The following is a 24,586-nucleotide window of genomic DNA, read 5'->3' on the forward strand; positions in this document are numbered from 1 at the left end:
GCCGGGGGAGGGATCTTCCTCAGTCGGCGGGCGGCAGCGGCAGCGAGCCGATCCTTGCCCCCCGCGCAAGCCGCGAAAGCCCTCTTTCGCCCCTTCCGATGCCCACTACGAGCGTTTCCAGCCCTCGCGAGCGTCCATCCCCGTCCGCCCTCCCTCCCCCGCCCCGCCCCTGCTACCGTCCCTTCGCCATGGAGCTGACCTCGACCTCCGTCCGCGAGTTCCTCGGCAAGAAGACTCGCGCCGATCTGACCAAGGTGAGCGACGACGACAAGCTGTTCTCGTCGGGCATCATCGACTCGTTCGTGATGATCGACCTGCTCGGCTTCCTCGAGAAGCACACCGGTGCGCGGGTGGCCCCCGAGGATCTGCAGGCGATCGACTCGGTGCGCTCGATCCTCGAGCTCGCCGCCAGCAAGTCCAAGCGATGAGCGACTCCCGGCCCCAGGGCATCGTCATCATCGGCACCCCGCGCGCGGGCACCACCCTCCTGCGCCGGATCCTCGACGCGCACCCGCGGATCGCCTGCCCGCCCGAGACCTACCTGCTGTCGGCCGCCGCCCGCTTCCTGCACGAGGAGCGCTTCGCGGCCGGCCTGCGGATCGGCGTGCTCTCGGGCCTGGCGTTCGCGGGCTTCGAAGAGCCCGAGGTGCTGGCCCGCCTGCGCGGGCTGGTGTTCGGGTTCCTCGACGATCACGCACGCGCCCGAGGCAAGTCGCGCTGGGCCGAGAAGACCGCCTTCGACGCGTTCCACCTGCCCGCGATCGAGCGCATGCTGTCCGGCCACGTGCGCTTCGTGTGCATCCAGCGGCACGGGCTCGACGTGGCGTGCAGCCTGGCCGAGCTGGTCGACAAGACCGGTGGCTACGTACAGGAACTGCACGACTACCTGCGCCGCGATCCCGAGCCGCTGGTGGCCCTGGCCCATGCATGGGTCGACGCCGCCGAGCACGTCGCCGGCCTGGTCGAGCGCGACCCGCTGGCGCTCGACCTGCGCTACGAGGACCTGGTGCGCGATCCGGAGGCCGTCGTGCGTCGCGTGCTCGAGCACGTGGGCGAGCCCTACGACGACACGCTGCTGGCCCGTGCGCTGGCCGAGCCCGGCCAGCTCGGCTTCGGCGACTGGAAGACCTACGGTCGCGCCGCGATCGACGGCAGCAGCGTGGACCGCTGGCGGACGCTGCCCAGCCCCACCGCCTCGCGCCTGGCCGAGGTCTGCAACCCCATGCTCGTGCGGCTGGGCTACGAGCCGGTCGAGATCGACCAGGCCCCCAGCGACGAGGATGCGCGCCACCGCTATGCGATGGGCCTGCGGCTGCAGCAGATGCGGGCCGGCAAGTCCCACGAGCAGTGAGGCTCGCCGCGAGCCCACCGGGACTACGACTCGTCGCGGTGCTTGATGAGATCCGACCCCATCGCCACCGTGCGACGCCCATCGTCCGCTTGGGTGGGCATCACGGTGGTGGCGGTACCCATGCCCTTGGGCACCACCCACTGACCCGAGGACTCCCCTCCGGGCAGGGGCTCGCCCGGCACCAGCACGTGCCGAGACGCCGATTCATCGGGCGCCATCGTGCGGCGCAGCCCCGACTCGTCGGGCGGCACGACCCGCCGCGACCCGGACTCGTCGGGACGCATGGTCATCATGCGCACGCCCGACTCGTCGGCACGTGCCGCGACTTGCTCGAGGTGGCGCACCAGTGACTGCGCCGTGTGGCAGCGTCGCTCGAGCGCGGCCGCCATCTCGTCGACCTGGGCGGCGAGCCCCGAGATGACCTCGGGCAGGAGGTCGACCGCGGCGTAGCGAAGCCGTCGCGGCGCGGACAGCAGCGGGGTGATGTCCCCGGGGCTGTGGGTCGCGAGGGCCAGCTTGCTCTCGAGCACCTTCACCGTCTTGAGCGCGAGGTGATACTCCCGGCCGGCCCGCAGGTAGCCCACGTACGACAGCTCGATCACCCGCTTGCCGTTGTGGTCGAGCGAGGTGGCCTCGTCGATCGGTCGTGGATGCACGTAGTCCAGCCCCACCGAGAGCTGGGCGAGCAGCTCGTCGATGCGCTCGATGAGCCCATTGAGCTGATCCGAGCCGGCGTTGAGGCGCCGCGCGGAGTTGCCCAAGTGATGGAGCTCGTCGTTGATGGCCATGCCACCCCAGCCTAAGGGAGGGGAGGGCAGCGTGGCAACGCCCGGCGCCAATCCTAGCCCGAAATGGCCTCGAACACGGGCGCCCCTACTCCCACCGAATGCCCTGCGCCAAGGGGAGAGCGTTCGACCCGTTCACCGTGCAGGTCTGACGGCGCATGTAGGCCTTCCAGGCGTCGCTGCCGGACTCGCGCCCGCCTCCGGTGGCCTTCTCTCCACCGAACGCCCCGCCGATCTCCGCGCCGCTGGTGCCGAGGTTGACGTTGGCGATCCCGCAATCGCTCCCGGCCGGGCTCCAAAAGCGCTCGGCCGCACGCACGCTGTCGGTGAAGATGGCGCTCGACAGCCCCTGCTCCACCTGGTTCTGCACCGCGATCGCGCCGTCGAGGTCATCGGTGCCGAAGCGCCGCACGTAGAGGATGGGCGCGAAGGTCTCCTGATCCATCAGCGGGAATTCCTTGCCCTCCGGCACGGCGACCACGGTAGGGACCACGTAGTAGCCCGATCGATCGAGCACGCGGCCGCCCACCAGGATCTCGCCCCCATCGGCCTCGATGCGCTCGATCGCCGCGACGTACTGATCGCGAGCGTCTGCGTCGATGAGCGGGCCCACCAGGTTGGCCGGATCGCGGGGATCGCCGATCCGCTCCGCCAGCTGCTGGTAGGCACCCACCACCTTCCGCACCAGCGCATCGGCGACCGACTCGGCCACCAGCAGCCGCCGGGTGGTCGTGCAGCGCTGGCCCGCCGTACCCGCGGCGCCAAAGGCGATGGCGCGTGCGGCCAGATCGAGATCGGCGGTGGCATCGACGATGATGGCGTTGTTGCCTCCCAGCTCGAGCAACGTGCGCCCGAGGCGGGCCGCCACGCGGGGACCCACCTTGCGCCCCATCGCACACGAGCCGGTGGCGCTCACCAGGGGGAAGCGCGGATCGTCGACGAGGGCCTGCGCGACCTCGACGTCGGGGCCGATCACCAGCTGCATCGCGTCACCGTGGCCGGCCTCCGCGAGCACCGGCTGGAGCAGCGCATGGGTGGCCATCGCCGTCAGCGGGGTCTTGAGGCTGGGCTTCCACACCACCGGGTCGCCGCACACGAACGCCAGGGCCGCGTTCCAGGCCCACACGGCCACGGGGAAGTTGAAGGCGGTGATGCAGAGCACGGAGCCCACCGGGTGCCACTGCTCGAACATCCGATGACCCGGTCGCTCGCTGAGCATGGTGCGACCCCCGAGGCTGCGCGACAGGCCCGTGGCGAAGTCACAGATGTCGATCATCTCCTGGACCTCGCCGAGCGCCTCGGCGATGCCCTTGCCCATCTCGGCCGTGACCAGGCGCGCCAGCGGCTCCTTGTGCTGCCGCAGGCGCTCGCCGATCCGACGGACCAGCTCGCCACGCACCGGGCCCGGCACCTCGCGCAAGCGCAGGAACGCAGCGTGGGCCGCGGCCACCTTGGCCATGGCGGCCTCTCGATCGTCCTGGGCCACCCGCGCGATGATCTCGCCGCAGCTCGGATCCTCGACGGCCAGGCCGCCCTCGACGTCGGTGGGTGCCACGAGGCCCATGGCCTCGAAGATTTCCTTCACTTCCTGACTCGGCATCGCGGGGTCGGTATAGCAGCCCTGGGGCACACCCTACCGGCCCTCGACGGCCCCCCAACGACAATGGCCACGTGAGTTACGCAAGCCAAGGCCCTCGAGCCGACCGTTCGGCCCGACCACTCGGCCGGACCGCGTTGCCCGCGCGTCACGACCCGGTCGTGGATCGATCCACCTCGCTCGGCTCGTCCGCCTCACGCCTCGCCGTGCTCGCGCAGGTGCTCGATCGTTCGCTCGATCCCCTCGGCGATGCTCACCTTCGGCTCGTAGTCGAGGTCTCGGCGTGCCTTGGCGATGGAGAAGTAGTGATGCGTGCACATGTAGCGCACCGAGAACCGACTGAAGTTGCCCTCGTTGCCCAGTGAGCCGCCCTTGAGCGTGTCCCAGGTCTCCTTGATCGCGGCCACGGGATAGGCCACCGCAAACGGGACGCGGCCGCGGATCTTGGGCATGCCGAGCTCGACCAGCACGGCATCGACGAAGGCGAAGAAGTCCATCGGCTCGCCGTTGGTGATGAAGTAGGCCTGTCCGGCCACCGCCGAGCCGGGTGCGAGCCGCTCGGCCGCGGACACCGTGGCGTCGACGAGGTTGGACACGTAGGTGAAGTCGGAGAGCTTGTCGCCCGAGCCCACGCCGAGCTTGAGCTTGCCCGCACGCGCGCGCTGCAGCAGCGCGGGCAGCAGGCGCTGGTCATGGGGCCCGAACACCACGTGCGGCCGCAGGGCACACACGGCCAGGTCGTCGCCGTTGGCCGCGAGCGCGTCCTGCTCGGCTGCGATCTTCGAATCGGCATAGGGGGCCTGCGAGATCGACGAGTACGGCAGCCGCTCGTCACCACCGACGATGTCGCGGCCCTCGTAGACCACGCTCGCGGAGCTCATGTAGACCAGCCGCTCCACGCCCGCCGTCCGGCAGGCGTCGATCATCGTGCGGGTGCCGCCGTGGTTGACGTCCCACACGAAGCTCTCCTTGTTGCGTCGGGTGTGGACGACCGATGCGTTGTGCACCACGACGTCGACGCCCTCGCACAGGGCCACCATGCGCTCGCGCTCGCGGACGTCGCCGTGCTCCCAGCGAATGTCGTCACGCCAGGGCTTGCCCGCCACGTCGACGGCGATCACGGAGCCGCCCCGATCGGCGAAGGCGTCCACGAGGTGGCGTCCCACGAAGCCGGAGGCGCCGGTGACGAGGATGGTGCGGGAGTTCGGGGAGTCGCTTGCCATGGGAGCTCGTCGTGGCCATCACGGGGTCCAGGGCTCACCGCCGCATCGAGGCTTGATATCACACGGCTCGACCCGAGGGTACGGCTCTCGTTTCGACTCGCTGCCGGGCCTCGGGCTGCTACCATCGGGCGTCGTGACCCCTCCTCGCTGCCCCGTCGTGCTCGTGTCGCTCGTGCTGACGGCCTGCACGAGCGACAACCCGGCCTACGGCCTCGACGAAGGCGGCTCGTCGACCTCGGCTGGGGGCTCGTCGACCTCGGCCGGAGGCTCGCATGCGGGTGACGAGCTCGGGAGCGACGACGACGCGGGCTCGGCCGACGGCTCGGGCTCCCCTCCGAGCTGTGATGCCCCGGCCCCGACCGACGCGACGTGCGATGGCATCGACGACGACTGCGACGGATCCATCGACGAGGACTACGCACCGATCACGAGCTGCGGGATCGGCCACTGCAACGCCACCAACACCCCCTCGTCGTGCATCCAGGGCATGGAGTCGGCCTGCATCCCCGGCGAGCCCATCGACGAGCTCCCCGACGACGACGTCGACCAGGACTGCGACGGCATGGACGCGGTCAGCGGTCCACCGATCGACTCGTTCTGGGACGACTTCGAGGACGGCTCGGTCGACCCCCGCTGGGCCGAGCCCGCGTGCACCGGCGATTGCTCGATCGCCGAGCAGTCGGGCGTGATGCACTTCGCAATGCCCGCGGGGCAGGCGTGCTCCTGCACGCTCTCCACCGCCGACGTCTACAGCCTCGTCGATGAAGACGTGCTGCTCGACGTCCCGGCGATCACCTACTTCTTCGAGCCGCTGCGCTTCTCGATGGCTTTGGTCACGGAGCAGGGCGACGTCATCGAGTATGGCTTCGATGGCAGCGGCGACGCGTTCTTCGCCGAGATCGAGGACGACGGTGCCCTCGTGTTCGCGCAGAAGTCCGAGTACCCCCCCCGGCCCCGGTTCTGGCGGATCCGCGAGCAGGGCGGGCAGCTCTACTTCGAGAGCTCGCCGGACGGCGCGAGCTGGGGCGTGGAGATGCAGACCGAGACCCCGTTCTTCGTGGGCGCGGTTCGATTTCGCTTTGGCGCCGAGATCTCCGCCCCCATGCCCAACAGCGTGGGGATCAGCGTGCCGAACTACAACACGCTGCCGTAGCCGGTCGCGTGCTCGCCATGCCCGCGGTATCCTGGTCCGCGCTCCCGTGCCCCCCTTGCACCTCATCCTCGTGCCGGGCTTCCTCGGCTTCCAGCGCCTGCACACGCTGCCGTACTTCGCCGATGTAGAAGCGCTGCTCGAGCGGCCGTTTCGCGAGAGCGGGCACGCGGTCACGGTTCGGGCCATTCGAACGCTGCCCACCTCGTCGCTGGCCGATCGCGCGGCTCGACTGGCCGAGGTGGTGGCCGAGGTGGTGGCCGAGGGTCCCAAGGGGGCGGAGGTCCACCTCATCGGGCACTCCACCGGTGGACTCGATTGCCGCCTGTTCCTCTCGCCCGGCGCCTCGTTTCCCACTCAGGTCGACGTGGCCGCGACCGCCGAGCACGTGCGCTCGGTGGTGACCGTGGCCACCCCGCACCACGGGGCTCCCCTGGCGACGCTGTTCACCGGCGTGCACGGGCATCGCTTGATGAGCGTGGTCTCGGCGGCGATCACCCGTCTGCTCCGCGGCGGCCGACGCTCGGCCAGCGCGATGGTGGAGCTGGGCAAGGTGGTGCTGCTGCTCGATCGCCTCGCCGGCGTGGACGAGGCCCATCGCGGCCCGCTGCGCGAGCAATTGCGCGTGGTGCCGCGGCTCGACGACGATCCCGGCCTCGCGCGGCTGCTCGACGACATCGGGGACGACACCTCGCTGCTCGAGCACCTCACCCCCACCTCGCTGGCGCTGCTCAACACCACCACGCACGATCGTCCGGGCGTGCGCTACGCGTCGGTGGTGGCCATGGCCCCGCGCCCGCGCCTGCGCCGTCTGGCCCGCCTGGGCCTCGATCCCCTGGCCCGACTGACCTACGCGCTCTACCTGGCCAGCCACCGCCTCGCCGGTCTGGCCGCCTCGCAGCGCCTACCGGCGCTGACCCCCGAGCAAGAGCGCGTGCTCCGACAGCGCCTGGGCGTGCTGCCCGATCGCTCCGACAACGACGGCATCGTGCCCACGTGCTCGCAGGTCTGGGGCACGGTGATCGACGCGGTCTCGGCGGATCACTTCGATCTCATGGGCTACTACGGGGGACGACGCGAGCGGCCACGGCTCGACATGCTGGCCTGTGGCGCCGACTTCGGACCGCAGGAATTCGAGGCCACGTGGACCAGGGTCTCGCGATTCGTGCGCGACACGGCGGCCGAGGCCGCCGCGGCATGAGCACCGAGCCGCTCACGCGCCCCGCGAGGGCGACCGCAGCGACCACAGCAGCACCGCGGTCGCGGCGGCGACGTTGAGCGAGTCGACCCCGGGCGCCAGCGGAATCGTCACGCACGCGTCGGCCCGCGCCCGCAGCGGCTCCGACAGCCCGGCGCCCTCGTTGCCGACCAGGAGCACCACCCGCGAAGGCGCACGCCACTCCCCCAGCGCGCTCGCCCCCTCCCCCACCACCGCGGCCACCGTGCGTGCGCCCGGGCCCAGGCCGCGCTGCACCTCGTGCACCGCGGCCGGGAGATCCTCGCAGCCGATCACGGGCAACGAGAAGCAGAGCCCCATCGCGGCTCGGATCGCCCGCCTCGACCACGGCTGTGCCCCGCGCCCGTGCAGCAAGAGGTCGACCCCGAAGGCCCGCGCGTTGCGGATCACCGCGCCGAGGTTGGCCGGGTCGGCGAGCCCTTCGGCCACCACCACCGTGCGAGGGCCGTCGCCTCCGGCGATTCGCGACACCACCGCACCGAGCGGGGGCATGCGCGGACGCTCCATCACCGCCAGACAGCCGCGATGGAAGTCGAAGCCCACCACCTCCCGCAGCAGCGCGGCCTCGGCCTGCAGCACCTCCACCCCGGCGGGGATCGCCGCCTCGAGCCGCTCCCGATGCCCCGGCGTCAGCAGCAGCGCCCGCACCGGGTGCTCGCTGCGGAGCGCTCGCTCGACCGCGAGCTCCCCTTCCACCACGATCGTCTCGGTCACCCCTCGCTCGCGCAGCGCCTCGAACGGCCGTAGCCGCGGATCCGCGGGATCACGCACCATCGCGCCGGTCATCGACCCCGCCCTCCGCCTTCGAGCCTGCGCTCCGATGCTCGAAGGCCGCCACCGCCGCCTCGATCTCTCCACACACGTCGTCGCGCGCGGCCTTGGCCGCCACCTTGATCGCGTTGCCGATCGCGCGAGCATGGCTGCGCCCGTGGGCCTTGATGATCGGCGAGCAGAACCCGAGCAGCGGGGCTCCCCCGTACTCGCTGTAATCGGTGACGTCCTTGAGCCGCCACAGCCCGCTCGACAGCAGCACCAGCCCGGCCTTCCACAGCAGGCTCTGCTTGAACGCCCACTTGCCCAGCCCCTTGAACACCTCGTTGACGCCCTCGGCCAGCTTGAGCGCCACGTTGCCCACCAGGCCCTCGCACACGATCACGTCGGCGGCCCCGCGCGGGATCCCGTTGCCCTCGACGTTGCCCACGAAGTTCAGCAAGGGGTCGTCCTTCATCAGGCGATGGGCCTCGCACAGATCCTCGCCCCCCTTGGTCTCCTCGGATCCCATGTTCAGCAGCCCCACCGTGGGGCGCGCGACCTTGGAGATGCGACTGGCATAGGCATGCCCCATGTAGGCGAAGAACAGCAGATCGGTGGGACGACAGCGAACGGTGGCCCCCACGTCGAGCAGCAGCGAGAAGCGGTCGGGGTTGTTGGCCCGCCGTTGGGTGGGATGGACGGCCGCCAGCGCGGCTCGCTGCACGCCGGGGATGCGCGGGACCACCATGGCCGAAGCCAGCACCAGCGCACCGGTCGATCCGGCGGAGACCAAGGCATCGGCCTCCTTGCTGGCCAGCAGCCGCGATGCCACCAGGATCGAGGCGTCGGGCTTGGCCTGTAGGGCAGCTCGGGGTTTCTCGTCCTGCTGCACCACCTCGCGGGCGGGAACGATGTCGATGTGGCGACGCTCGTGCTCCACGCAGGCGAGCTCGGCCTGGATCCGCCCGGGGTCTCCCACCAGGGCGATCCGCAGGTCCGTCTGCCGTGACACCTCCGCAGCCGCCCGCACCGGCTCTCGCGGCGCGTCGTCTCCCCCCATGGCATCCACTGCGATCCGAAGCGTCCGATCACTCACGGGCTCACCATACCCGACCCGACCCCTCCACGAGTGCGGGGGCCTTCGCCCCCAGCACCACTGAAAACGCAGTCGATTCCCTCCCACGCGGCGATCCTTTTGGATACCCTGCCGCCCATGGTCTGGTCACGACACGCGCTGGTTCTTCTGTGTGGCATGGGTCTGGCTTGCGGTCCCGATGGCGAGCAAGCCCCCGATACCGACTCGGAGGGGGAGACCGAGTCCGAGGAGTCGGGCTCCACGGGGAACACCAACCCCACCACCACCAACTCCACCGTGGGCACGTCGTCGGCGACGGGCACCACCTCCACCACCGGCCCGGCGCCGACCACCACCACCGGTCCGGATCCCGACACCGCCACCAGCGATCCGCCGCCGCCCGAGACGGACACCGGCGAGTGCCCCTATGGCACCGAGGGCTGCCTGTGCGACGTGGGTGCGGCCTGCGACGAGGGCCTCGACTGCAACGACGAGGGCATCTGCGTGGCCCCGCCCGCCTGCGAGCCGATCGACACCGATCCGCATGGCGACGAGGCCAGCGCGATCAGCCTCGATCCGCTCGATTGCGGGATGGGCGGGGATCTGGGCCTCGTCGGAACCGTCGCGGGCCCCGAGACCGATTGGTACTCGTTCGTGGGCAACGAGGCGTTTGGCTGCCCCGAGCAGCCAGGAGCCGCGGTCGTGGCCGCCGATCCGCTCGAGGTGTGCGTGTTCCTCGAGTGCACCAACGGCGGCGACGTCGATCCCCTCGACTGCGCGGCGGGCTCGACCGACGCAACGTCCCCCGATGGCCGCCCGGGCTGCTGTGGTGACGGCGCAGCCATGGTCGAGGGCTACGACTGCACGGGCTTCGGCGGCAAGGACGTCGACGTGTGGATCTCGGTCGGCTCCGACCAGCAGATCTGCGCCGACTACGAGCTGTCCTACGGATACTAGCTCGACGAATCCTACGAGCCGTCGGATGAGCGCGAGGCTGCGACGTCCTCGCGCCCCACGCCCTTGCGGCCCTGCCGTAGCTGTCGCTGCAGCTCCTGCCACTGCCGCAACAGCACCTCCCCGCCCGACTCGACCATCAGGCGCAGCTCCACGACCTGCTCGGCCACGAGCTTGAGCCAGTGGAACAGCGGCCCGACCAGGGGCGCGCGCTCGATGGGCTCGTCGGCGGGCACCGTGGGCAGCCGGAATTCCGCCGTGACCACGGGGCCGTTCGAGTGGAAGCGCACGTCGGGCGAGACGTCGCGGAGCAGCTCGTGCATGCCGTGGTTGATGGCCAGGAAGTCGCAGCGAAACGCCTTGATCCCGCGCTCGGTCGCGGCCGCAACGAGGCGCAGCAGCAGCATGCGGCCCAGCCCCTGCCCCTGAGCGTCGTCGACCACCGCGAGCGCCGGCTCGGCCACGTCGGGCTCGCCGGCAAGCCGCACGAAGCGTCCGATCCCCAGTCCCTTGCCTTCCCGACCGTCCTCCGTGACCTCGCTGGCCCCGATCGCAAAGTGCGTGTCGCCGTCGATCTCGGTCAGGTAGCGCAGCTCCGCCTCGGTCAGCCGCTCCTTGTCGGTGAAGAAGCGCAGATACCTCGACTTCGGGGACAGCCGCGCCAGGCCCTCCGCCAGCCGCTGCTTGTCGCCTGGTCCGATGGGCCGCAGCCGCACCCGCGTGCCGTTGCGCAAGGTCAGCTCCTCGACGTAGCGGGGGCCGAAGGCGCGCACACGGGCGGTCGCGGTGGCGCCCGGGGGCTCCGAGGTGGCCGGCACCAACTCAGGGTAGCTCGCCCGCATGGGGGAGTGAAACCGGTCTGCATCCGCCGCGGTGCCCGCTGCGGCCCACGGTACGGATGGGCTCGATCGCGACTGGTACCATCGCGTGACCACGATGGCGCCGCGCATCCAGCTCACCGCCGCCCAGCAGCAGGCCCTCCTCGCTCGCCACCGCGACCGCATGCGTTCCTGCGAGCCATGGTCGGCCGCGATCAAGTGGAAGCCCGAGCTCAACGTCCAGGGATCGACCTACAAGGTGCTCGAGCTCTGGCCGGGCATCGTCGCCTCGGATGCTCCGGTGGACCAGCTCGAGCGGGGGCAGTACGTCGACTCGCCGAGCCGCCGCTTCCGCTACTGCGTACGCCTGCACCGAGCCGGCCAGACCCTGCTGACGTGGTGGGGTGCACAGGTCGGCACGGTGCTGTTCGACCACGACGTGATCATCCCCGCCCTCTATCAGGCGCGCGGTCCCGACGACCCCGGTACCGGCGAGTGGACCGAGACGCCGTGGATGTCGCTGACGCCGGCCGAGCTCATCACCTTGCGGCCCGGGACTCGGCTCGCGCGTGGCCGCACCGTGGTGGCCGGGCTCGGCCTGGGCCACCAGCTCATCGAGGTCAGCCGGCGGATCCAGGTCAAGCGCGTCATCTTGGTGGAGCTCGATCAGGAGCTCGTGGACTGGATCCTCCCGAGGATCCGCCCCCACCTGCGCAAGCCCCTCGACGTCCACGTGGGCGATGCCTATGAGATCATCCCCACCCTGCGCGCCGACGTGGCGCTCATCGACATCTTCCCGGGCTATGGCGATGGATTCGCTCGCGTGGCCGAGCTGGCCCGCCGCAGCCCCTCCATCAAGAAGTTCTGGGGCTGGGGGACATCGGAGATGACGGGCCTGGCCCAGCCCGATCGCTGAGCGCAGGCCCCAGGCCCCACCCCAAGCGCCACCCTCCCACTGGGTGAGCAAGGTCGCGACCTCCGGAAGGGCTCGTTCGCCCTCGGCGACCCGGTCCCCTCGTTGCCACCTGATTCCGATCGACCCGATTTGGCCCGGATCGGCCACGGAAGCCCAATGGGGGCGACAAGCGCTGGCACCGCCCACCATGATGCGATACCGTGGACTCGTGACCGAAGGAGCCTGGCCGTGGCCCGATCTCTGCGGGGGGCCCTTCGACGGAGCCGCCAGGTGATCGTTCGGGCGGAGCAACGAGACGAGAATTGTCCAAGAAACTCTTCGTAGGTGGACTGGCATGGGCGACCGACGAGGCCTCGCTCTTGGAGGCCTTTCAGCAGTTCGGACCCGTGGCGGAGGCCAAGGTCATCCTCGACCGTGAAACCGGGCGCTCGCGAGGCTTCGGTTTCGTGACGTACGAGAGCGATGCCGATGCGGACACGGCGATGAAGGAGCTCGACGGGGCGCAGCTCGACGGGCGAAGCATCCGCGTCAACGAGGCCCAAGCCCGACAGGGCGGCGGTGGCGGTGGCGGACCTCGGCGTGGCGGCGGCGGTGGCCGTGGCGGCGGTGCTGGCTTCGGTGGCGGCGGTGCCGGTGGCGGCGGCGGTGGCTTCGAGGATCGCGGCTTCGACGACCGTGGCGGCGGCGGGCGAGGTGGCTACGACGACCGCGGTGGCGGGCGAGGTGGCTACGACGACCGCGGTGGCGGGCGAGGTGGCTACGATCGCGACCGCGGCGGCCGGGGTGGTCGTGGTGGTCGTGGTGGTCGCGGCGGTCGCGGCTAGCCCTCCGGGTCCTCGGAGAACAAGCTCACCTGGCGAGCCGGTCGGCGCTCGCCAGGGTGGTCGTGGGCAGCGGATCCGAAGGCGGGCAGCGTGCCGACCTCGGCTCGCGCCGTGAGGTGCTCGAAGAACCGCCGAGCGAGCCGAGGGGCAAAGAAGTCGTCGGGCACGTGCATGAACAGGTAGGGCTCGCGCCCTTCCTCGAGCCAGCTCACCACCTGCTCCGCCCACGCGATCAGCCGCGCGTCGTTGGCGGGGAGCTCGGGGTTGGCCACGTAGCGCAGCATCGGATGGCGGCCGGTGGCCACCGCGGGTGCGGGCAGCCGAGGCTTGCGCTCGTGGGCCCTGGCCAGGTCGGGATCGTCGCCTTCGGCCTCGTGCACCCCGCGGGTGTCGATCACGGCTCGATCCATCCCCAGCTCGCCGAGCATCGCGTTCAGCTCGTCCTGCGCCGCCCCCTCGAAGTAGCCCGGATGCCGCACCTCCACCGCATAGGGAGCCACCGGCGGCAACGTGAGCAGGAAGTCCTCGAGCGAGGGCAGGCGCTCGGGTCCGAAGCGCGGGGGGAGCTGCACGAGCACGGGACCGAGCCGCTCACGGAGCGGCGCGAGCACCTCCATGAACGCCTCGGCCTCGCGACTGGCATTGACCAGCATGCGCTCGTGAGTGATGGCGCGCGGCAGCTTGAAGCAGAAGCGAAAGCGCGGCCCGGTCTGCTCGACCCAGCGCGCCACCGTGGTGGGCGGTGGCGTGGCGTAGAAGGTGGTGTTGCCCTCCACCGCGTTGAAGATGCGTGCGTAGGCAGCCAGTCGCTGGGACGCAGGGGTACCCGGCGGATACAGCTCCCCCGTCCAGTCCGCGCGGTTCCACACCGGGAGCCCCAGGAATGCGCGCTGGATCACCCGTGCGCTCCCCGGGGCTGGACGCTCCTTCGTACCACTGCCCCGGAGGGTAGCAGCGTGCGCCCGCCGGGCCTCGCGGCCCCGTTCTCGTCCCGCTGCGCCGGTTTCCAGTAGGATTCCGGGCATGGCCCTGTCGCTGACCAGCCAGTGGATCCTCCTTGCCTCGGGACTGATGGCCCACGCCGACGACGTGATGGCGGGTGAGGAGTGCGAGCGACTGATGACGCTGGTCGACGAGGAAGTGGATGGCGACGACTACGCCCACTGGCTCGCCATCGTCAGCGATCCTGCGCGCCTGGCCGACGCGCTGCAGGGTCTGCCGCTCCCGCCGGCCGACAGCCACCCGCAGATCCTCGAGAGCGCGTGGCTGATGGCGGTGGTGGATGGTGAGCGCGCCCAGGCCGAGGTCGAGACGCTGGGACGGATCGCAGCCCGACTGGGGGTGGAGCACGCGCAGCTCGAGACCTGGCGCGAGGCGTGGACGAAGGCCCAGCATGCCAACGCCGAGCTCGCCGCCGGCGCCCTGGCCTACGTGCTGGGCGGCGGCGCGGACGTGCCCGCCGCGCATGCAAGCGCGGTCCGGGGCTTCGTGGACGAGCTGCCCACCACCCACGAGCACCGCGAGCAGCTCGCCGACGTCGGCACCCGGGGGCACGAGCTGACCGCGCTCGAGTCGGGCCTGCGTGCCATGGCCGTGGGGCTGCGCCGCGATCTGCTCGGGCGCATCTCCGCGCTGGACCTCGACGACGAGGCCAGCGAGCGCTGGCGTGCCGTCGCCCGTGCCGCGGGGCTGGGCGACGATGACCTCGGTGGCCCGAGCGCGCGCTGAGGCCCCAGGGAGGCGGGCTAGCCCGGCCGTGCCCCGGGAAACCTCTCGAAGTAGCGCTCGAGCGCGTCCTCGGTGCCGCACAGGTACACGCGATCGCCGGCCTTGGGGACGAAGTCCTCCGACACGTCCACGATGACTTCCTCGTCGCGCTCCACCGCGACCACCGAGCAGCCGGTCTTGGCCCCGACGCTCGACTCGCGGAGCTTGCGGCCCGCGAGGCCCGCCGGCTCCACCCCCACGAGCTTGAGCCGCGTCTCCAGCGAGATCCACTCGTCGCCCAGCAGCTTGTGCGCCAGGATCTCGCCGGCGACCTCGCCCAGCGACAGCGCAAAGTCGGCGCCCGCCCGGTGGAAGCGCTCGACGTGATCGACCCGGGCCACGCGCGCGATGATGGGAATTTCGGGCGCGAGGTCGCGGACCACCGCGGTCGTGAAGAGGTTGGTGCTGTCGTCGGCCACCGAGAGGATCGCCGCCCGGGCCTTCGTCACGCCGGCCTCGCGGAGCACGGCGGGATCGAGGGCGTCGCCGACCACGTCCACGCCGTCGCCCGGCTCGCGGTCGATGACGACCGTGGGCTCCCCGGCGTCGCGCAGGAATTCCACCACCTTGCGCCCGACCTCGCCGTAGCCCAGCACCACGAACGGGCCCTGGACCGACAGCGGCTTGGCCAGCTCGCCCAGGCGGCCCAGGGCCTCCTCGCTGCCCACCGCCACCAGGATCGCGCCCGGCTCGATCACGGTGCTGCCCGGTACGCGTGCGTTGAACTCGCCGCCGCGCCACTGCCCGATGATGGTCGCTCCGGTGCGGCGACGGATGTCGGCCTCGGCGATGGTCTGGCCCGCGAGCGCGCTGTCGCGGTGCACCCGAAGCTCGCCGGTCTTGAGCTTGCCCCCCAGGTGCTGGATGCCGGTCAAGCGCGAGGCCACCCGACCATGCGCCAGCCCGGCCAGCGCAGCCGCCTGCACGTGACGCGGGGTGTACACCGCGGTCGCCCCCTGCAGCATCATGGGCCGGCGGTGCAGCGGCTCGTCGACCAGCGCGATGATCTCCCCGGAGAAGCCCCGCTGCCGCGCCAGGAGCACCAGCGCGCCATTGGCTGGATCGCTGCCGTTGGCGATGATCGCCCGGGCGCGGGCGAGCAGCGCGGGATCGAGATCGTCGTCCTCGAGGTTGCCGTAGACCACGGTGCGCCCGCGCTCGCGCAGGCGTCGGGCGAGCGGCTCGTCCTCCTCGTGCACCACCGCGGGCACCTTGGCGCGCTGCAGCTCGTCGAGCAGCGACTCCACCGCGGGGCTCCAGCGGTACACCAGCACGTAGTCCCGCAGCTTCGCCGGCGCCGCCCGGGGCAGCCGGCCCTCGAAGCGCTGCTCGAAGTACGGCATGACCAGCAGCGGGAACACCAGGAACGCCATCGACATCCCCAGGAACTGCACCATCACCACGAGGGTGATCATCGCCGGGTGGTGCCAGTGCGAGTCGCCCCCGTAGCCGGTCGAGGTCAGCGTCTCGGCGGCCCACACGAACGACGCCGCGAACGTGCGCGGCGAGTGCTCGAGGTGCTCCATGCCGAGCATGTAGAGGCACGCCAGCAACACGAGCACGCCCGGCAGCGCGGCGACCAGCAGCAGCACGCGGCGCAGGGAGGTCGACATGCCACGGCCAGTGTAGACCCGGCCGGTGCGATCCGAGAGCAAACGGGCCCCGCGGACGGCTCCGCGGGGCCACGGCGGGCTTCGACTCGGGCTATGCTGGGCACGTGCGCAGGGTCTCGTCGAGGGGCTGGTCGATGGTCTCGTCCCTGGTCTCGTCCCTGGTCTCGTCGTTGGTTTGGGGCCTCTCGATGGCGACCGCTTGCCGATCGACTCCCGCGGGCACGCCGGCCTCGGCCGTGGTCGACACCGAGCAGTCGTCGAGCCCGAGCCCGGCGGCCGAGGCCGCGCCTGCGCGCACCAAGGCGTCCCACGGCGCGCATCGGGTCTCGACCCTGACCATCACCGTGCTGTCGACCACCAGGGCCCCGGTGGGAGCGGGCGAGTGGGGATTTGCCGCGCTGGTCGAGGCCGACGGGCACGAGATCCTGTTCGACACCGGCGCCAAGCCTCGCACGGTGCTCGAGAACGCAGATGCGCTCGGGGTCGCGCTCGACTCGATCCCCACCGTGGTGCTCAGCCACCACCACGACGATCACGTGGGCGGCCTGCTGACGCTGCGCAAGGCGGTGGCCGAGCGCGCCCCCGCTGCCCTCGCGACCGTGCACGTGGCCGAGGGCATGTGGGCCCCGCGGCACGTGGAGATCGACGGGCGCACCAAGGAGGTCAACGCGATGCTCACCATCCGCCCCGCGTTCGAGGCCACCGGGGGCACCTTCGTCACCCATGCTCAGCCCGCCGAGATCCAGCCCGGGGTGTGGGTCACCGGGCCCGTGCCGCGGGTGCATCCCGAGCGCAACTGGAACACCACGCGACGGATCGAGACGAGCGAGGGCTGGATCGAGGACATGCTCCCCGAGAGCCAGGCGCTGGTGATCGACACCGACGATGGCCTGGTGGTGCTCTCGGGCTGCGGTCACGCGGGGATCGTCAACATCGTCACCCATGCGCGGCAGGTGATCCGACGAGCGCCGATCCGCGGCGCGGTGGGCGGCTTCCACCTCCACCGAGCCACGGCCGAGCACGTGCAGTGGACGGGGCAGCGGCTGCACGAGGTGGAGCTGCAGGACTTCTACGGGGCGCACTGCACGGGGGCGAAAGCCGTGCAGCACTTCGGGACCCCGGGCGTGCTCTCACCCACGGGTCGTGCGGTGGAGCTGGGGGTGGGCGAGCGCTTCGAGCTGGCCGGGCACCAGTAGCCTGGCTCAGGCCTCGATGTCGTAGAGGCGCACGTGGCCGAGGAAGTCGCGCTTGCCGAGGTTCACGCCGTTGTGCCGCAGGATCGCGTACGCGGTGATGACGTGGAAGTAGAAGTTGGGCGCGGCGAAGTCGACGAAGTACTCGATGCCCTTGGTCCACTTGCCGGGCAGGAACGGCAGCGTGACCCGACGATCCGATGCGCCCTCGAACGCGTCGGGGGTGACGGTCTCCATGTACGCGATCACGGCACGAATGCGCGCCTGCAGCTCGTCCACCGTCTTCTCCTCGTCGGGGTGGGCCGGCGCCTCGACCCCGGACAGACGGGCCACCGCATACTTGGCGGAGTCGCACGCGGACTGCACCTGCCGCACCAGCGGGAACTGATCGGGGGCCAGCCGCGAGGTGACGAGCACCTCGACGTCGAACTCCTTGGCCTTGGCGTGCTCCTTGGCCTTGTCGAGCCAGGCATCGAGGTTGCGGAGCATCTTGGACATTTGGGTGACGGATGCGTCGTGGAGGGACATGAGTCAGCACTCTACGCCGCCGGGGCCGCCTCCGTTACGGGCCGTCCCGCCCTGCACCGGAACGTCGTCCGCCACGAGCCGCCACGTCAACCGTCGAGCCAACCGCGACCGGTGCGGGCGAGCTCCCGCGCGTGCTCGAGCTCCGCGGCCGGCCAGTCTTCGAGCACGATCTCGAAGCGTGCGTGGTCGAACGGCTCGCCATCCGCCGCCTGCACTCGAACGATGCGCTCGCGCTTGCCCTGGGCGAGCAGCTCGAGCGAGCGATGGTGGCAGATCGGGTTGTTCCCTCGCCGCCCCGAGAGCACGTGCCCCGTCCACGTGCACCCGGACTTGCACACGTCGGCGTAGTAGCAGGTCGAGCAGAACCCCCACAGGTCTTCGGTGCCGCGGCCCCGAGTGAAGCGCAGCGCCTGCGCCCGCTCCCACACCGCACGCAAGCCATGCTCCCGCACGTTGCCGCCCACGTAGGCGTCGCTGGGCAGCGACGGGCAGCCCTTGATGTCGCCGTTGGCCTCGAGGCCCAGCGTGTCGCGGCCGGCCCCGCAGCCCTCGCCGTGCCCGCGCGGCATGTGTCGACGCAGCCGGCCCTCGTAGGGGCCGAAGTAGCCGATGTTGGTCCCCGGCCACAGCCGCACGCCCACCTCGTCGCAGCGATCCTGCAGGCGCATGACCATCGGCATGACCTCGATCATCTGGTACGGCTGCAGCAGCAGGTCGGGCTCGTCGGCGGCGCGGCCCATCGCCACCGTGATCTGCACCTGCCACGAGTGGATGCCCAGCGGGTGGATGCGCTCGAGCAGCGGCTCGAGCTCGTGGCGGTTGGGCTGGCAGATCTGGGTGTTGACCGAGATCGGCATGCCCACCGCACGGAAGTGGCCCAGCGCCTCGATCGCGGCGCGATGGCTGCCCTTGACCGCACGCAGGTGATCGTGGGTGGTCTCGAGCCCGTCGATCGACACGGACACCGTCGACAGCCCGGCGTCCTTGGCCTGCTGGGCGCGCTCGCGCGTGATGCCACGCCCCCCGGTGGTCATGCTGGTGTCGATGCCGGCCTTCACCAGCGCGGTCGCGATCTCCACCCAGTCATCGCGCAGGTAGGCCTCGCCGCCGATGATCGTCACGTCGCGGACCCCGAGCTCGGCGAGCTGCCGCACCATGTCGAGCGCCTCCTCGGTGGAGAGCTCGTCGGGTCGGGCGCGGCCCGCTCGCGAGCCGCAGTGACGGCACGCGAGATCGCAGCGCAGGGTCAGCTCCCAGACCGCGTACACCGGACGCACGGCGTCGAGCCCGGGCCGCGACTGCGGCGCCAGGGGCAGCCGCTTGCGCGAGGGCTTGGCAAGAGGAGCGATCGGCAGCGATCGCGGACGAGGGCCGAGCTCGGTCACGAGGAGCGAGACCTCGGGCTCACAGGGGTTCCTGTGGACTGCGGGGACGGGGTGGACCGCCGTACTTGGTCGGCTGCCGCCTCTCGATCTCCGGCTCGGGCTCGATCACGTCCTCGGGTTCGTCGGGCCCGTCGGGCGCCGGCGGAGCCCCGTACTTGTCGGCCGGACGATCGATGGGCTCGGGCTCGGGATCGATCACGTCCGAGGGCTTGGGCTCGTCGGTGATGGGCACGCCGTAGGCCGGCTCGGCCTCGACCTGGCCTCCGTCGCCCTTCGGCTCCACCGGGGTGGGCGCGACCTTCCCCTCGGGCGACGGCTTGGGCGGCTCGTTGCTCGTGCAGCCCGCCATCAGGGTCAGCGGCAGCACCAACGCCAGCATCCGTCCCGGGGCGATCGTCGTGGATGCACTGCCACAGAATGGACAACGACCATCGTCGGCCCGCACGTGGCGAGCGCAGCTGGGACAAGCGACGAGCTTGGTCATCCTGGGGATGGTACCCCGGATCCAGCAATCCCGTGGGCGGGGCCGTTTGCCACATGCTACCGCCCGCCGAGCGGATCCTCGTCGGGTCGGGGCGGCGCCCCGTACTTCTTGGCGGGCCGCGCATCGGGGCGCGGTGGCGCGCCGTACTTGCGGGGCTGCCGGGCCGTGGCGTCGGGCTCCGTGATGGGCTCGGCCACGTCCTCCGTGGGCACCGCTCCGTCGTCCATGGCCGGCGATGGGCCTGGAACCGGAACCAGCGTATCGACCATCGGGGGGCCACCATACTTGGTGGCGATGTTGCGGTCATCGCTCGGCGGCACCACGTCGGCCGCCGCTCCGCCGTCGGCGGGACCGCTCTTCTGATCGGGATCGGCCTTGGCGTCCGGCGTGGGCTTGGCGGCCTCGGGCTTGGTCGCCGGATTCGGGCCCTCCCCGCCGGTGCAGGCCATCAGCGTCAGCGGAAGCACCAGCGCCAGTACGCGACCGGGTGCCGCCGTGGTCGACGGGCGCCCGCAGAACGGGCAGCGCCCCTCGTCGGCCCTCACATGCCGCGTGCATCCCGAACACTCGACGAACCTGGTCATTGCGGGTGATGGTACCGCAAAACCAAGCCGGGAGGCCGGCGATCACCGGCTGGCTCGCCATGCGGGGAGGATCGGCACTAGAATCCGAGGCATGTGGACGCGCATCTTCGCGGTGGGCTTGCTGCTCGGGGCGCTCTTGGGCCTCGGCTTCGCCGGCGTCTCGACGCTCGACTTCGTGCAGCACCTCGATCGGCAGGTCCACGACCTCCACTGCTCGTTCGCCCCGGGCCTGGTGGAACCCGACGAGGAATCCACCGGCTGCCAGGTCACGCTGCTCAGCCCCTACTCGTCGATCATGCGCACCTCGCTGTGGGGCGGGATTCCGATCTCGCTGCCCGCGATGGCCGTGTTCGCGTTCCTGGCGTTTCGGGCCGTCGAGATCCTGGTGGCCCCGCCCGCTCGGCGCAGGACCACGGCCGCCATCGCGCTCGCAGCCACCGCGGTGCCGGTGATCGCATCGGCAGTCATGGGCTACGTGGCGTTCACCGAGCTGCACGCGGCCTGCAAGCTCTGCATCGGCATCTACATCAGCAGCGGCGTGGCCCTGGTGATGGCGCTGGGTGCATGGCTCTCGGCTCGGCGCGAGCCGGGATCCTCCGACGGGCCTCCCCCCAGGGCGGCCGCAGCCTGGCTCGCCGCGGTGGGACAGGGGGTGGCCTTCGTCACCGTGCCCGTGGTCGCCTATGCGCTGGTGGTGCCCGACTATGCACAGCGCTACATCGGGACTTGCGGCGCGCTGGCCGAGCCCGACGATCCCTACGGGGTGATGGTGCCGCTGGGACCCCCATCGAGCGGTGCCTCGGGCGGGGCCCCGGCGATCGAGGTGTTCGATCCGCTGTGCCCGTCCTGCCGCGGCTTCGAGGAGCGACTGCACGCCTCGGGCCTGGATCAGCGCCTGCGTCGCCATGCGGTGATGTTCCCGCTCGACAGCGAGTGCAACTGGATGGTCACGCGCTCGCTGCACCCCGGCGCGTGTCGGGTGAGCCAGGCGGTGCTGTGTGCCGCCACCGTGCCCGCCGTCGGGCCCGATGCAGTGGTGGCGTGGGCATTCGAGCAGCAGGAGGCGCTCCTGGCCCAGGGCAAGTCCGACCTCGAGGGGGTCAGCCGCATGATCATCGCTCGCTTTCCCGAGCTGCAGTCGTGCCTGGGCTCGCCCGAGGTCGAGTCGCGGCTCAACAAGTCGCTGCGCTGGACGGTGAAGAACCAGCTGCCCGTGATGACCCCGCAGCTCTACGTGGCGGGGGTCAAGCTCTGCGACGAGGACTCGGATCTCGGCATGGACTTCGTGCTCGATCGCATGCTGCAGCAGCATGCCGCCGGCACCCTGAAGTCGACCGCGCCCGCCCCGGCGGCTCCCGCCGAGCCCGCGCTGGTGCCCGGCTCGGAGGCCCCTGCCACGAACGAGGCGAGCAAGGGCGGCAAGACGGCCAAGGGCAAGACCGCCAAGCCGGCAGCCCCCGCGGGGACCAAGCCCTCCGAGCCCAAGCCCACCGCGCCGGAGCCTGCGGACCCCAAGCCCACCGAGCCCGCGGCCCAGCCCGACAGCAAGCTGCCCACCGTCGAGGAACTACCCCCGCCCGAGGGCGAAGAGGATGATGGAGGTACCCCATGAGCATTGCCGTACGCGTCGTCATCGGCCTGGCCGCCGCTGCGCTCCCGCTGGGCATGAGCCAGAGCTGGGTGAGCAGCGCGCAGGAGCGACTCACGGACATCGAGGCGGGCAAGTCGGTCGAGGACGCGCCCGAGGTCGCCACCGCGGCCGCCGCCAACGAGGGCTACTGCACCCCTCAGCTCAAGCAGGTGCTGCGCCGGGTGCTGCTGTCGTGCGGACTGGCGGCCGACGGCCAGGCCCGCGGCTGCCAGCCGGTCGACGCCAAGAGCGTGGCCACCATGGCCGGCGAGGACTTCAACGCGCTGTTCATGCCGCTGTCCGATCGGGTGAGCATCATCCAGTTCGACAAGAACAAGGCCACGCTCGACGACAAGGACATCGAGCTGCTCGAGCAGAGCTTTGCCGATCAGCGCGGGGCCAGCTGGTTCCTCACCGTGGCCCGCAGCTCGCCCGAGGGCAGCGTGGAGCACAACCGCGAGCTGTCGCAGAAGCGCGCCGACTCGGTGATGGAGCACCTGCGCCAGCGCTTCGACGACCCCGACCTCGACAAGGAGGTGGGGCTCTTGTGGCTGGGCGAGGAGTACGCCCAGCTCGACGAGAGCTTCTGCGGGTGGAAGCGCAGCGGGAACGAGGACGAGTGCAAGCCCGAGCACATCAACCGGAGCGCGTTCGTGGCATGGATCGACTGTCGACTGTAGTCCCGAGGATGGTGATGGCGCCGAGCGTGATGGCGGCCGTGCTGGTGCCCGCGCTGGCACTGGTGGCGCCCGGCTGTGACGGCGATGGCAAGAGCAGCGGCCCCGCTTCGGCATCGCGCTCGCGGTCCGAGGCGGTCGAGGCGGCCAAGCCGGCCACGGTGGCGCCCAAGGACTTCTGCGAGACCTGGCACGAGGCCGACGCGGCCCCCACGTTGACGCTGCCGCCCCTGCGCGCGCCCGCGCCCGACAAGGGTGCATCGCAGCGCAGCCGGTGGATCAACGTGTGGGCCACGTGGTGCAAGCCCTGCATCGAGGAGCTGCCTCGCCTGGCCAAGTGGCAGGGCGAGCTGGGCAGCAAGGCCGACTTCGAGCTGTGGTTCCTCAGCGCCGATGGGGACCCGGAGGCCGTGGCCGCGTTTGCCGAGCAGCACCCCGAGGTCGCCCCTCCCAACACGACGCTCGAGCTCCAGGAGGCCAGCGCGCTCCAGCCATGGGCCGAGACGCTGGGAGTCGAGGGCCAGGCGGTGCTGCCGATCCACGTGTTCGTGGACGGCAAGGACCGCGTGCGGTGCATTCGAACGGCCGGAGTCGGCGAGGACGACCGCGGAGCGATCGAGCAGCTGCTGATGTCGCTCTGAGAGCGGCGCAGGCAGCGTGCAACGGCCTGCTCGGTGGTGTATGGCATGGGCCACCCGACCATGACCGACGACGATGATGTTCCCCTCCGCGAGCTGGCTCGGGGCTTTCGCAAGCGGACCATGGTCACCGTGGGCCTGGCGTCGCGCGTGGGGCTGGGCTTCGCCAAGCGCTCGTTGCTCGGGCGCGGCAAGAAGGAGCCCGAGGCACCGAGTCCGGTCGAGGACTCGGCCGCGGTCGAGGCGGCGAGCAAGCTGGTCAAGGAGCTCGGCGCGCTCAAGGGCCTGGTGATGAAGCTCGGGCAGGTGGCCAGCTACATGCCGGGCGCGCTGCCTCCCGAGGCACAGCGGGTGCTGACCAAGCTGCAGGCCAACACCACGGCGATGGAGCACGACAAGGTCCGCGCGGTGATCCGGCAGGAGCTCGGCGACGAGCCCGAGGCGCTGTTCGAGCAGCTCGAGCCGCAGCCGTTCGCGGCCGCGTCGATCGGCCAGGTACACCGCGCCCGCTTCGAGGGCCGCGACGTGGCGGTGAAGGTGCAGTACCCGGGCATCGAGGACGCGCTGCGCTCCGATCTCAAGACCTTTGGCACCATCAGCCGCGTGGGCACCATCGGCACCGCGCTCGATGGCCGCGGGCTGGTCGACGAGCTGCGCGACCGCGTGCTCGAGGAGTGCGACTACGTGCAGGAAGCGCAGAGCCAGCAGCGCTTCGCGGAGCTGTTCTCGACCATGCCCGGCGCTCGCGTGCCCGCGGTGGTGCCCGAGCGAAGCAGTCGCCGCGTGCTGACCTCCGAGCTCGACCCGGGCCAGTCCTTCTATCCGTTCTGCGATCAGGCTCCCCAAGCGGCCCGCGATCGCGCCGGCGAGATCATCTTCCGCACCTGCTTCGACAGCCTGTTTCGGCACAGCATCTACAACGCCGATCCGCACCCGGGCAACTACCTGTTCTCGCCGGAGGGCGACGTCACCTTCCTCGACTTCGGCTGCATCCGTCGCTTCGATCCGCAGATGATCGAGGCGTGGAAGCGGGTGGCACGCTCGGTGCTCGACGACGATCGTGCCGCGTTCTTGCGCCACTTCCCCGCGCTGGGCTTCGTGGGCAACCCCAAGAAGTTCGACTGGGAGCACCAGTGGGGCATGATGCACTACCTCTATCGGCCGTTCATGGCCACCGAGCCCTTCACGTACACCCACGAGTACGTCAAGGAGAGCTACGGCATGCTGCTGTTCGACAACCCCAACCGGTTCCAGCAGAAGATGCCGCCCGAGTGGCTGTTCCTCAACCGGCTGCAGTGGGGGCTGAACTCGGTGCTGGCGCACCTTGGCGCCACGGCACCGTGGGGCGAGATCTGGCGAGCGGGCGTCCATGCGCCCACGGTGCCTCCGGCGTTCTGACGTCCG

The 24,586-nt window shown here is 70.9% G+C and carries 25 protein-coding genes; 13 read left to right on the top strand and 12 right to left on the bottom strand.

Annotated elements, in window-relative coordinates:
• Nucleotides 1-188 precede the first annotated feature (188 nt).
• Nucleotides 189-428 (top strand): acyl carrier protein, encoded by a 240-nt coding sequence (locus OEB96_RS22515; RefSeq protein WP_266218674.1) that lies wholly within the window; start codon nucleotides 189-191, stop codon nucleotides 426-428.
• Nucleotides 425-1,351, top strand: coding sequence for a sulfotransferase family protein (locus OEB96_RS22520; RefSeq protein WP_266218676.1), 927 nt, complete (start codon nucleotides 425-427; stop codon nucleotides 1,349-1,351). The genes OEB96_RS22515 and OEB96_RS22520 overlap by 4 nt, the downstream gene beginning before the upstream one ends.
• A 23-nt stretch (nucleotides 1,352-1,374) precedes the next feature.
• Here OEB96_RS22520 and OEB96_RS22525 read toward each other — a convergent pair whose 3' ends face one another.
• The 3 genes from OEB96_RS22525 to OEB96_RS22535 all read right to left on the bottom strand — a co-directional run bounded on the left by OEB96_RS22525 (nucleotide 1,375) and on the right by OEB96_RS22535 (nucleotide 4,956).
• A complete protein-coding gene (locus OEB96_RS22525) occupies nucleotides 1,375-2,139 on the bottom strand; it encodes a hypothetical protein (protein WP_266218678.1) in 765 nt (254 codons plus the stop codon).
• 85 nt (nucleotides 2,140-2,224) lie between these two features.
• Entirely contained in the window at nucleotides 2,225-3,736 is a 1,512-nt protein-coding gene (locus OEB96_RS22530) for an aldehyde dehydrogenase family protein (RefSeq protein WP_266218679.1), read from the bottom strand.
• Nucleotides 3,737-3,927: 191 nt separating this feature from the next.
• Entirely contained in the window at nucleotides 3,928-4,956 is a 1,029-nt protein-coding gene (locus OEB96_RS22535; RefSeq protein WP_266218680.1) for an NAD-dependent epimerase/dehydratase family protein, read from the bottom strand.
• Between the two features lie 133 nt (nucleotides 4,957-5,089).
• Between OEB96_RS22535 and OEB96_RS22540 the strand changes: the two genes are divergently transcribed.
• Together OEB96_RS22540 and OEB96_RS22545 are read left to right on the top strand one after the other, a co-directional pair.
• Nucleotides 5,090-6,109 carry a hypothetical protein gene (locus OEB96_RS22540; RefSeq protein WP_266218682.1) on the top strand — a complete coding sequence of 340 codons (1,020 nt, stop codon included), beginning with the start codon at nucleotides 5,090-5,092 and terminating at the stop codon, nucleotides 6,107-6,109.
• A gap of 46 nt (nucleotides 6,110-6,155) precedes the next feature.
• A complete protein-coding gene (locus tag OEB96_RS22545; RefSeq protein ID WP_266218684.1) occupies nucleotides 6,156-7,307 on the top strand; it encodes an esterase/lipase family protein in 1,152 nt (383 codons plus the stop codon).
• Nucleotides 7,308-7,319: 12 nt separating this feature from the next.
• Here the strand turns inward: OEB96_RS22545 and OEB96_RS22550 are convergent, their stop codons facing one another.
• Nucleotides 7,320-8,117 (bottom strand): TrmH family RNA methyltransferase, encoded by a 798-nt coding sequence (locus tag OEB96_RS22550; protein WP_266218686.1) that lies wholly within the window; start codon nucleotides 8,115-8,117, stop codon nucleotides 7,320-7,322.
• Complete coding sequence (gene plsX / locus OEB96_RS22555; RefSeq protein ID WP_266218688.1) at nucleotides 8,107-9,192, bottom strand: phosphate acyltransferase PlsX; 1,086 nt, start codon at nucleotides 9,190-9,192, stop codon at nucleotides 8,107-8,109. The genes OEB96_RS22550 and plsX overlap by 11 nt, the downstream gene beginning before the upstream one ends.
• A 117-nt stretch (nucleotides 9,193-9,309) precedes the next feature.
• On the opposite strand from plsX, the gene OEB96_RS22560 reads away from it, so the two are divergent.
• Entirely contained in the window at nucleotides 9,310-10,128 is an 819-nt protein-coding gene (locus tag OEB96_RS22560; protein WP_266218690.1) for a hypothetical protein, read from the top strand.
• A gap of 11 nt (nucleotides 10,129-10,139) precedes the next feature.
• Here OEB96_RS22560 and OEB96_RS22565 read toward each other — a convergent pair whose 3' ends face one another.
• Nucleotides 10,140-10,943, bottom strand: coding sequence for a GNAT family N-acetyltransferase (locus OEB96_RS22565; RefSeq protein ID WP_266218692.1), 804 nt, complete (start codon nucleotides 10,941-10,943; stop codon nucleotides 10,140-10,142).
• 55 nt (nucleotides 10,944-10,998) lie between these two features.
• On the opposite strand from OEB96_RS22565, the gene OEB96_RS22570 reads away from it, so the two are divergent.
• Nucleotides 10,999-11,859 carry a polyamine aminopropyltransferase gene (locus OEB96_RS22570; RefSeq protein ID WP_266218693.1) on the top strand — a complete coding sequence of 287 codons (861 nt, stop codon included), beginning with the start codon at nucleotides 10,999-11,001 and terminating at the stop codon, nucleotides 11,857-11,859.
• Between the two features lie 302 nt (nucleotides 11,860-12,161).
• Nucleotides 12,162-12,683 carry an RNA recognition motif domain-containing protein gene (locus OEB96_RS22575; protein WP_266218695.1) on the top strand — a complete coding sequence of 174 codons (522 nt, stop codon included), beginning with the start codon at nucleotides 12,162-12,164 and terminating at the stop codon, nucleotides 12,681-12,683.
• Here the strand turns inward: OEB96_RS22575 and OEB96_RS22580 are convergent.
• Entirely contained in the window at nucleotides 12,680-13,582 is a 903-nt protein-coding gene (locus OEB96_RS22580; protein ID WP_266218697.1) for a DUF72 domain-containing protein, read from the bottom strand. The genes OEB96_RS22575 and OEB96_RS22580 overlap by 4 nt on opposite strands.
• A gap of 124 nt (nucleotides 13,583-13,706) precedes the next feature.
• Here OEB96_RS22580 and OEB96_RS22585 point away from each other — a divergent pair, with 124 nt between their 5' ends.
• A complete protein-coding gene (locus OEB96_RS22585) occupies nucleotides 13,707-14,411 on the top strand; it encodes a hypothetical protein (RefSeq protein ID WP_266218699.1) in 705 nt (234 codons plus the stop codon).
• A 17-nt stretch (nucleotides 14,412-14,428) separates the two neighbouring features.
• On the opposite strand, the gene OEB96_RS22590 is transcribed toward OEB96_RS22585, so the two are convergent.
• Nucleotides 14,429-16,063 carry a potassium channel family protein gene (locus OEB96_RS22590; protein ID WP_266218701.1) on the bottom strand — a complete coding sequence of 545 codons (1,635 nt, stop codon included), beginning with the start codon at nucleotides 16,061-16,063 and terminating at the stop codon, nucleotides 14,429-14,431.
• 188 nt (nucleotides 16,064-16,251) lie between these two features.
• On the opposite strand from OEB96_RS22590, the gene OEB96_RS22595 reads away from it, so the two are divergent.
• Nucleotides 16,252-17,259 (top strand): MBL fold metallo-hydrolase, encoded by a 1,008-nt coding sequence (locus OEB96_RS22595; protein WP_266218703.1) that lies wholly within the window; start codon nucleotides 16,252-16,254, stop codon nucleotides 17,257-17,259.
• Between the two features lie 6 nt (nucleotides 17,260-17,265).
• Here OEB96_RS22595 and OEB96_RS22600 read toward each other — a convergent pair whose 3' ends face one another.
• The 4 genes from OEB96_RS22600 to OEB96_RS22615 all read right to left on the bottom strand — a co-directional run bounded on the left by OEB96_RS22600 (nucleotide 17,266) and on the right by OEB96_RS22615 (nucleotide 20,237).
• Nucleotides 17,266-17,784: a DUF1993 domain-containing protein gene (locus tag OEB96_RS22600; RefSeq protein ID WP_266218704.1), complete on the bottom strand. Its 519-nt coding sequence runs from the start codon at nucleotides 17,782-17,784 to the stop codon at nucleotides 17,266-17,268.
• 86 nt (nucleotides 17,785-17,870) lie between these two features.
• The gene (locus OEB96_RS22605) at nucleotides 17,871-19,169 is read right to left on the bottom strand and encodes a radical SAM/SPASM domain-containing protein (protein WP_266218705.1); all 1,299 of its coding nucleotides are present in this window, start codon (nucleotides 19,167-19,169) and stop codon (nucleotides 17,871-17,873) included.
• A gap of 19 nt (nucleotides 19,170-19,188) precedes the next feature.
• Nucleotides 19,189-19,653, bottom strand: coding sequence for a hypothetical protein (locus tag OEB96_RS22610; RefSeq protein WP_266218707.1), 465 nt, complete (start codon nucleotides 19,651-19,653; stop codon nucleotides 19,189-19,191).
• A 56-nt stretch (nucleotides 19,654-19,709) separates the two neighbouring features.
• On the bottom strand, nucleotides 19,710-20,237 hold the full coding sequence (locus OEB96_RS22615) for a hypothetical protein (RefSeq protein WP_266218708.1): 528 nt from the start codon (nucleotides 20,235-20,237) through the stop codon (nucleotides 19,710-19,712).
• Between the two features lie 91 nt (nucleotides 20,238-20,328).
• Here OEB96_RS22615 and OEB96_RS22620 point away from each other — a divergent pair, with 91 nt between their 5' ends.
• The 4 genes from OEB96_RS22620 to OEB96_RS22635 are packed head-to-tail and all read left to right on the top strand — an operon-like array spanning nucleotide 20,329 to nucleotide 24,580.
• A complete protein-coding gene (locus tag OEB96_RS22620) occupies nucleotides 20,329-21,849 on the top strand; it encodes a vitamin K epoxide reductase family protein (protein ID WP_266218710.1) in 1,521 nt (506 codons plus the stop codon).
• Entirely contained in the window at nucleotides 21,846-22,547 is a 702-nt protein-coding gene (locus OEB96_RS22625) for an OmpA family protein (protein WP_266218712.1), read from the top strand. Before OEB96_RS22620 ends, OEB96_RS22625 begins: the two co-directional genes overlap by 4 nt.
• Before the next feature lie 14 nt (nucleotides 22,548-22,561).
• Nucleotides 22,562-23,185 carry a TlpA family protein disulfide reductase gene (locus OEB96_RS22630; RefSeq protein ID WP_266218713.1) on the top strand — a complete coding sequence of 208 codons (624 nt, stop codon included), beginning with the start codon at nucleotides 22,562-22,564 and terminating at the stop codon, nucleotides 23,183-23,185.
• Between the two features lie 60 nt (nucleotides 23,186-23,245).
• The gene (locus OEB96_RS22635) at nucleotides 23,246-24,580 is read left to right on the top strand and encodes an ABC1 kinase family protein (protein WP_266218715.1); all 1,335 of its coding nucleotides are present in this window, start codon (nucleotides 23,246-23,248) and stop codon (nucleotides 24,578-24,580) included.
• Nucleotides 24,581-24,586: the final 6 nt, after the last annotated feature.

This window comes from Paraliomyxa miuraensis, assembly GCF_026337845.1.
In the GTDB taxonomy this organism is placed as follows: Bacteria; Myxococcota_A; Polyangia; order Nannocystales; family Nannocystaceae; genus Paraliomyxa; species Paraliomyxa miuraensis.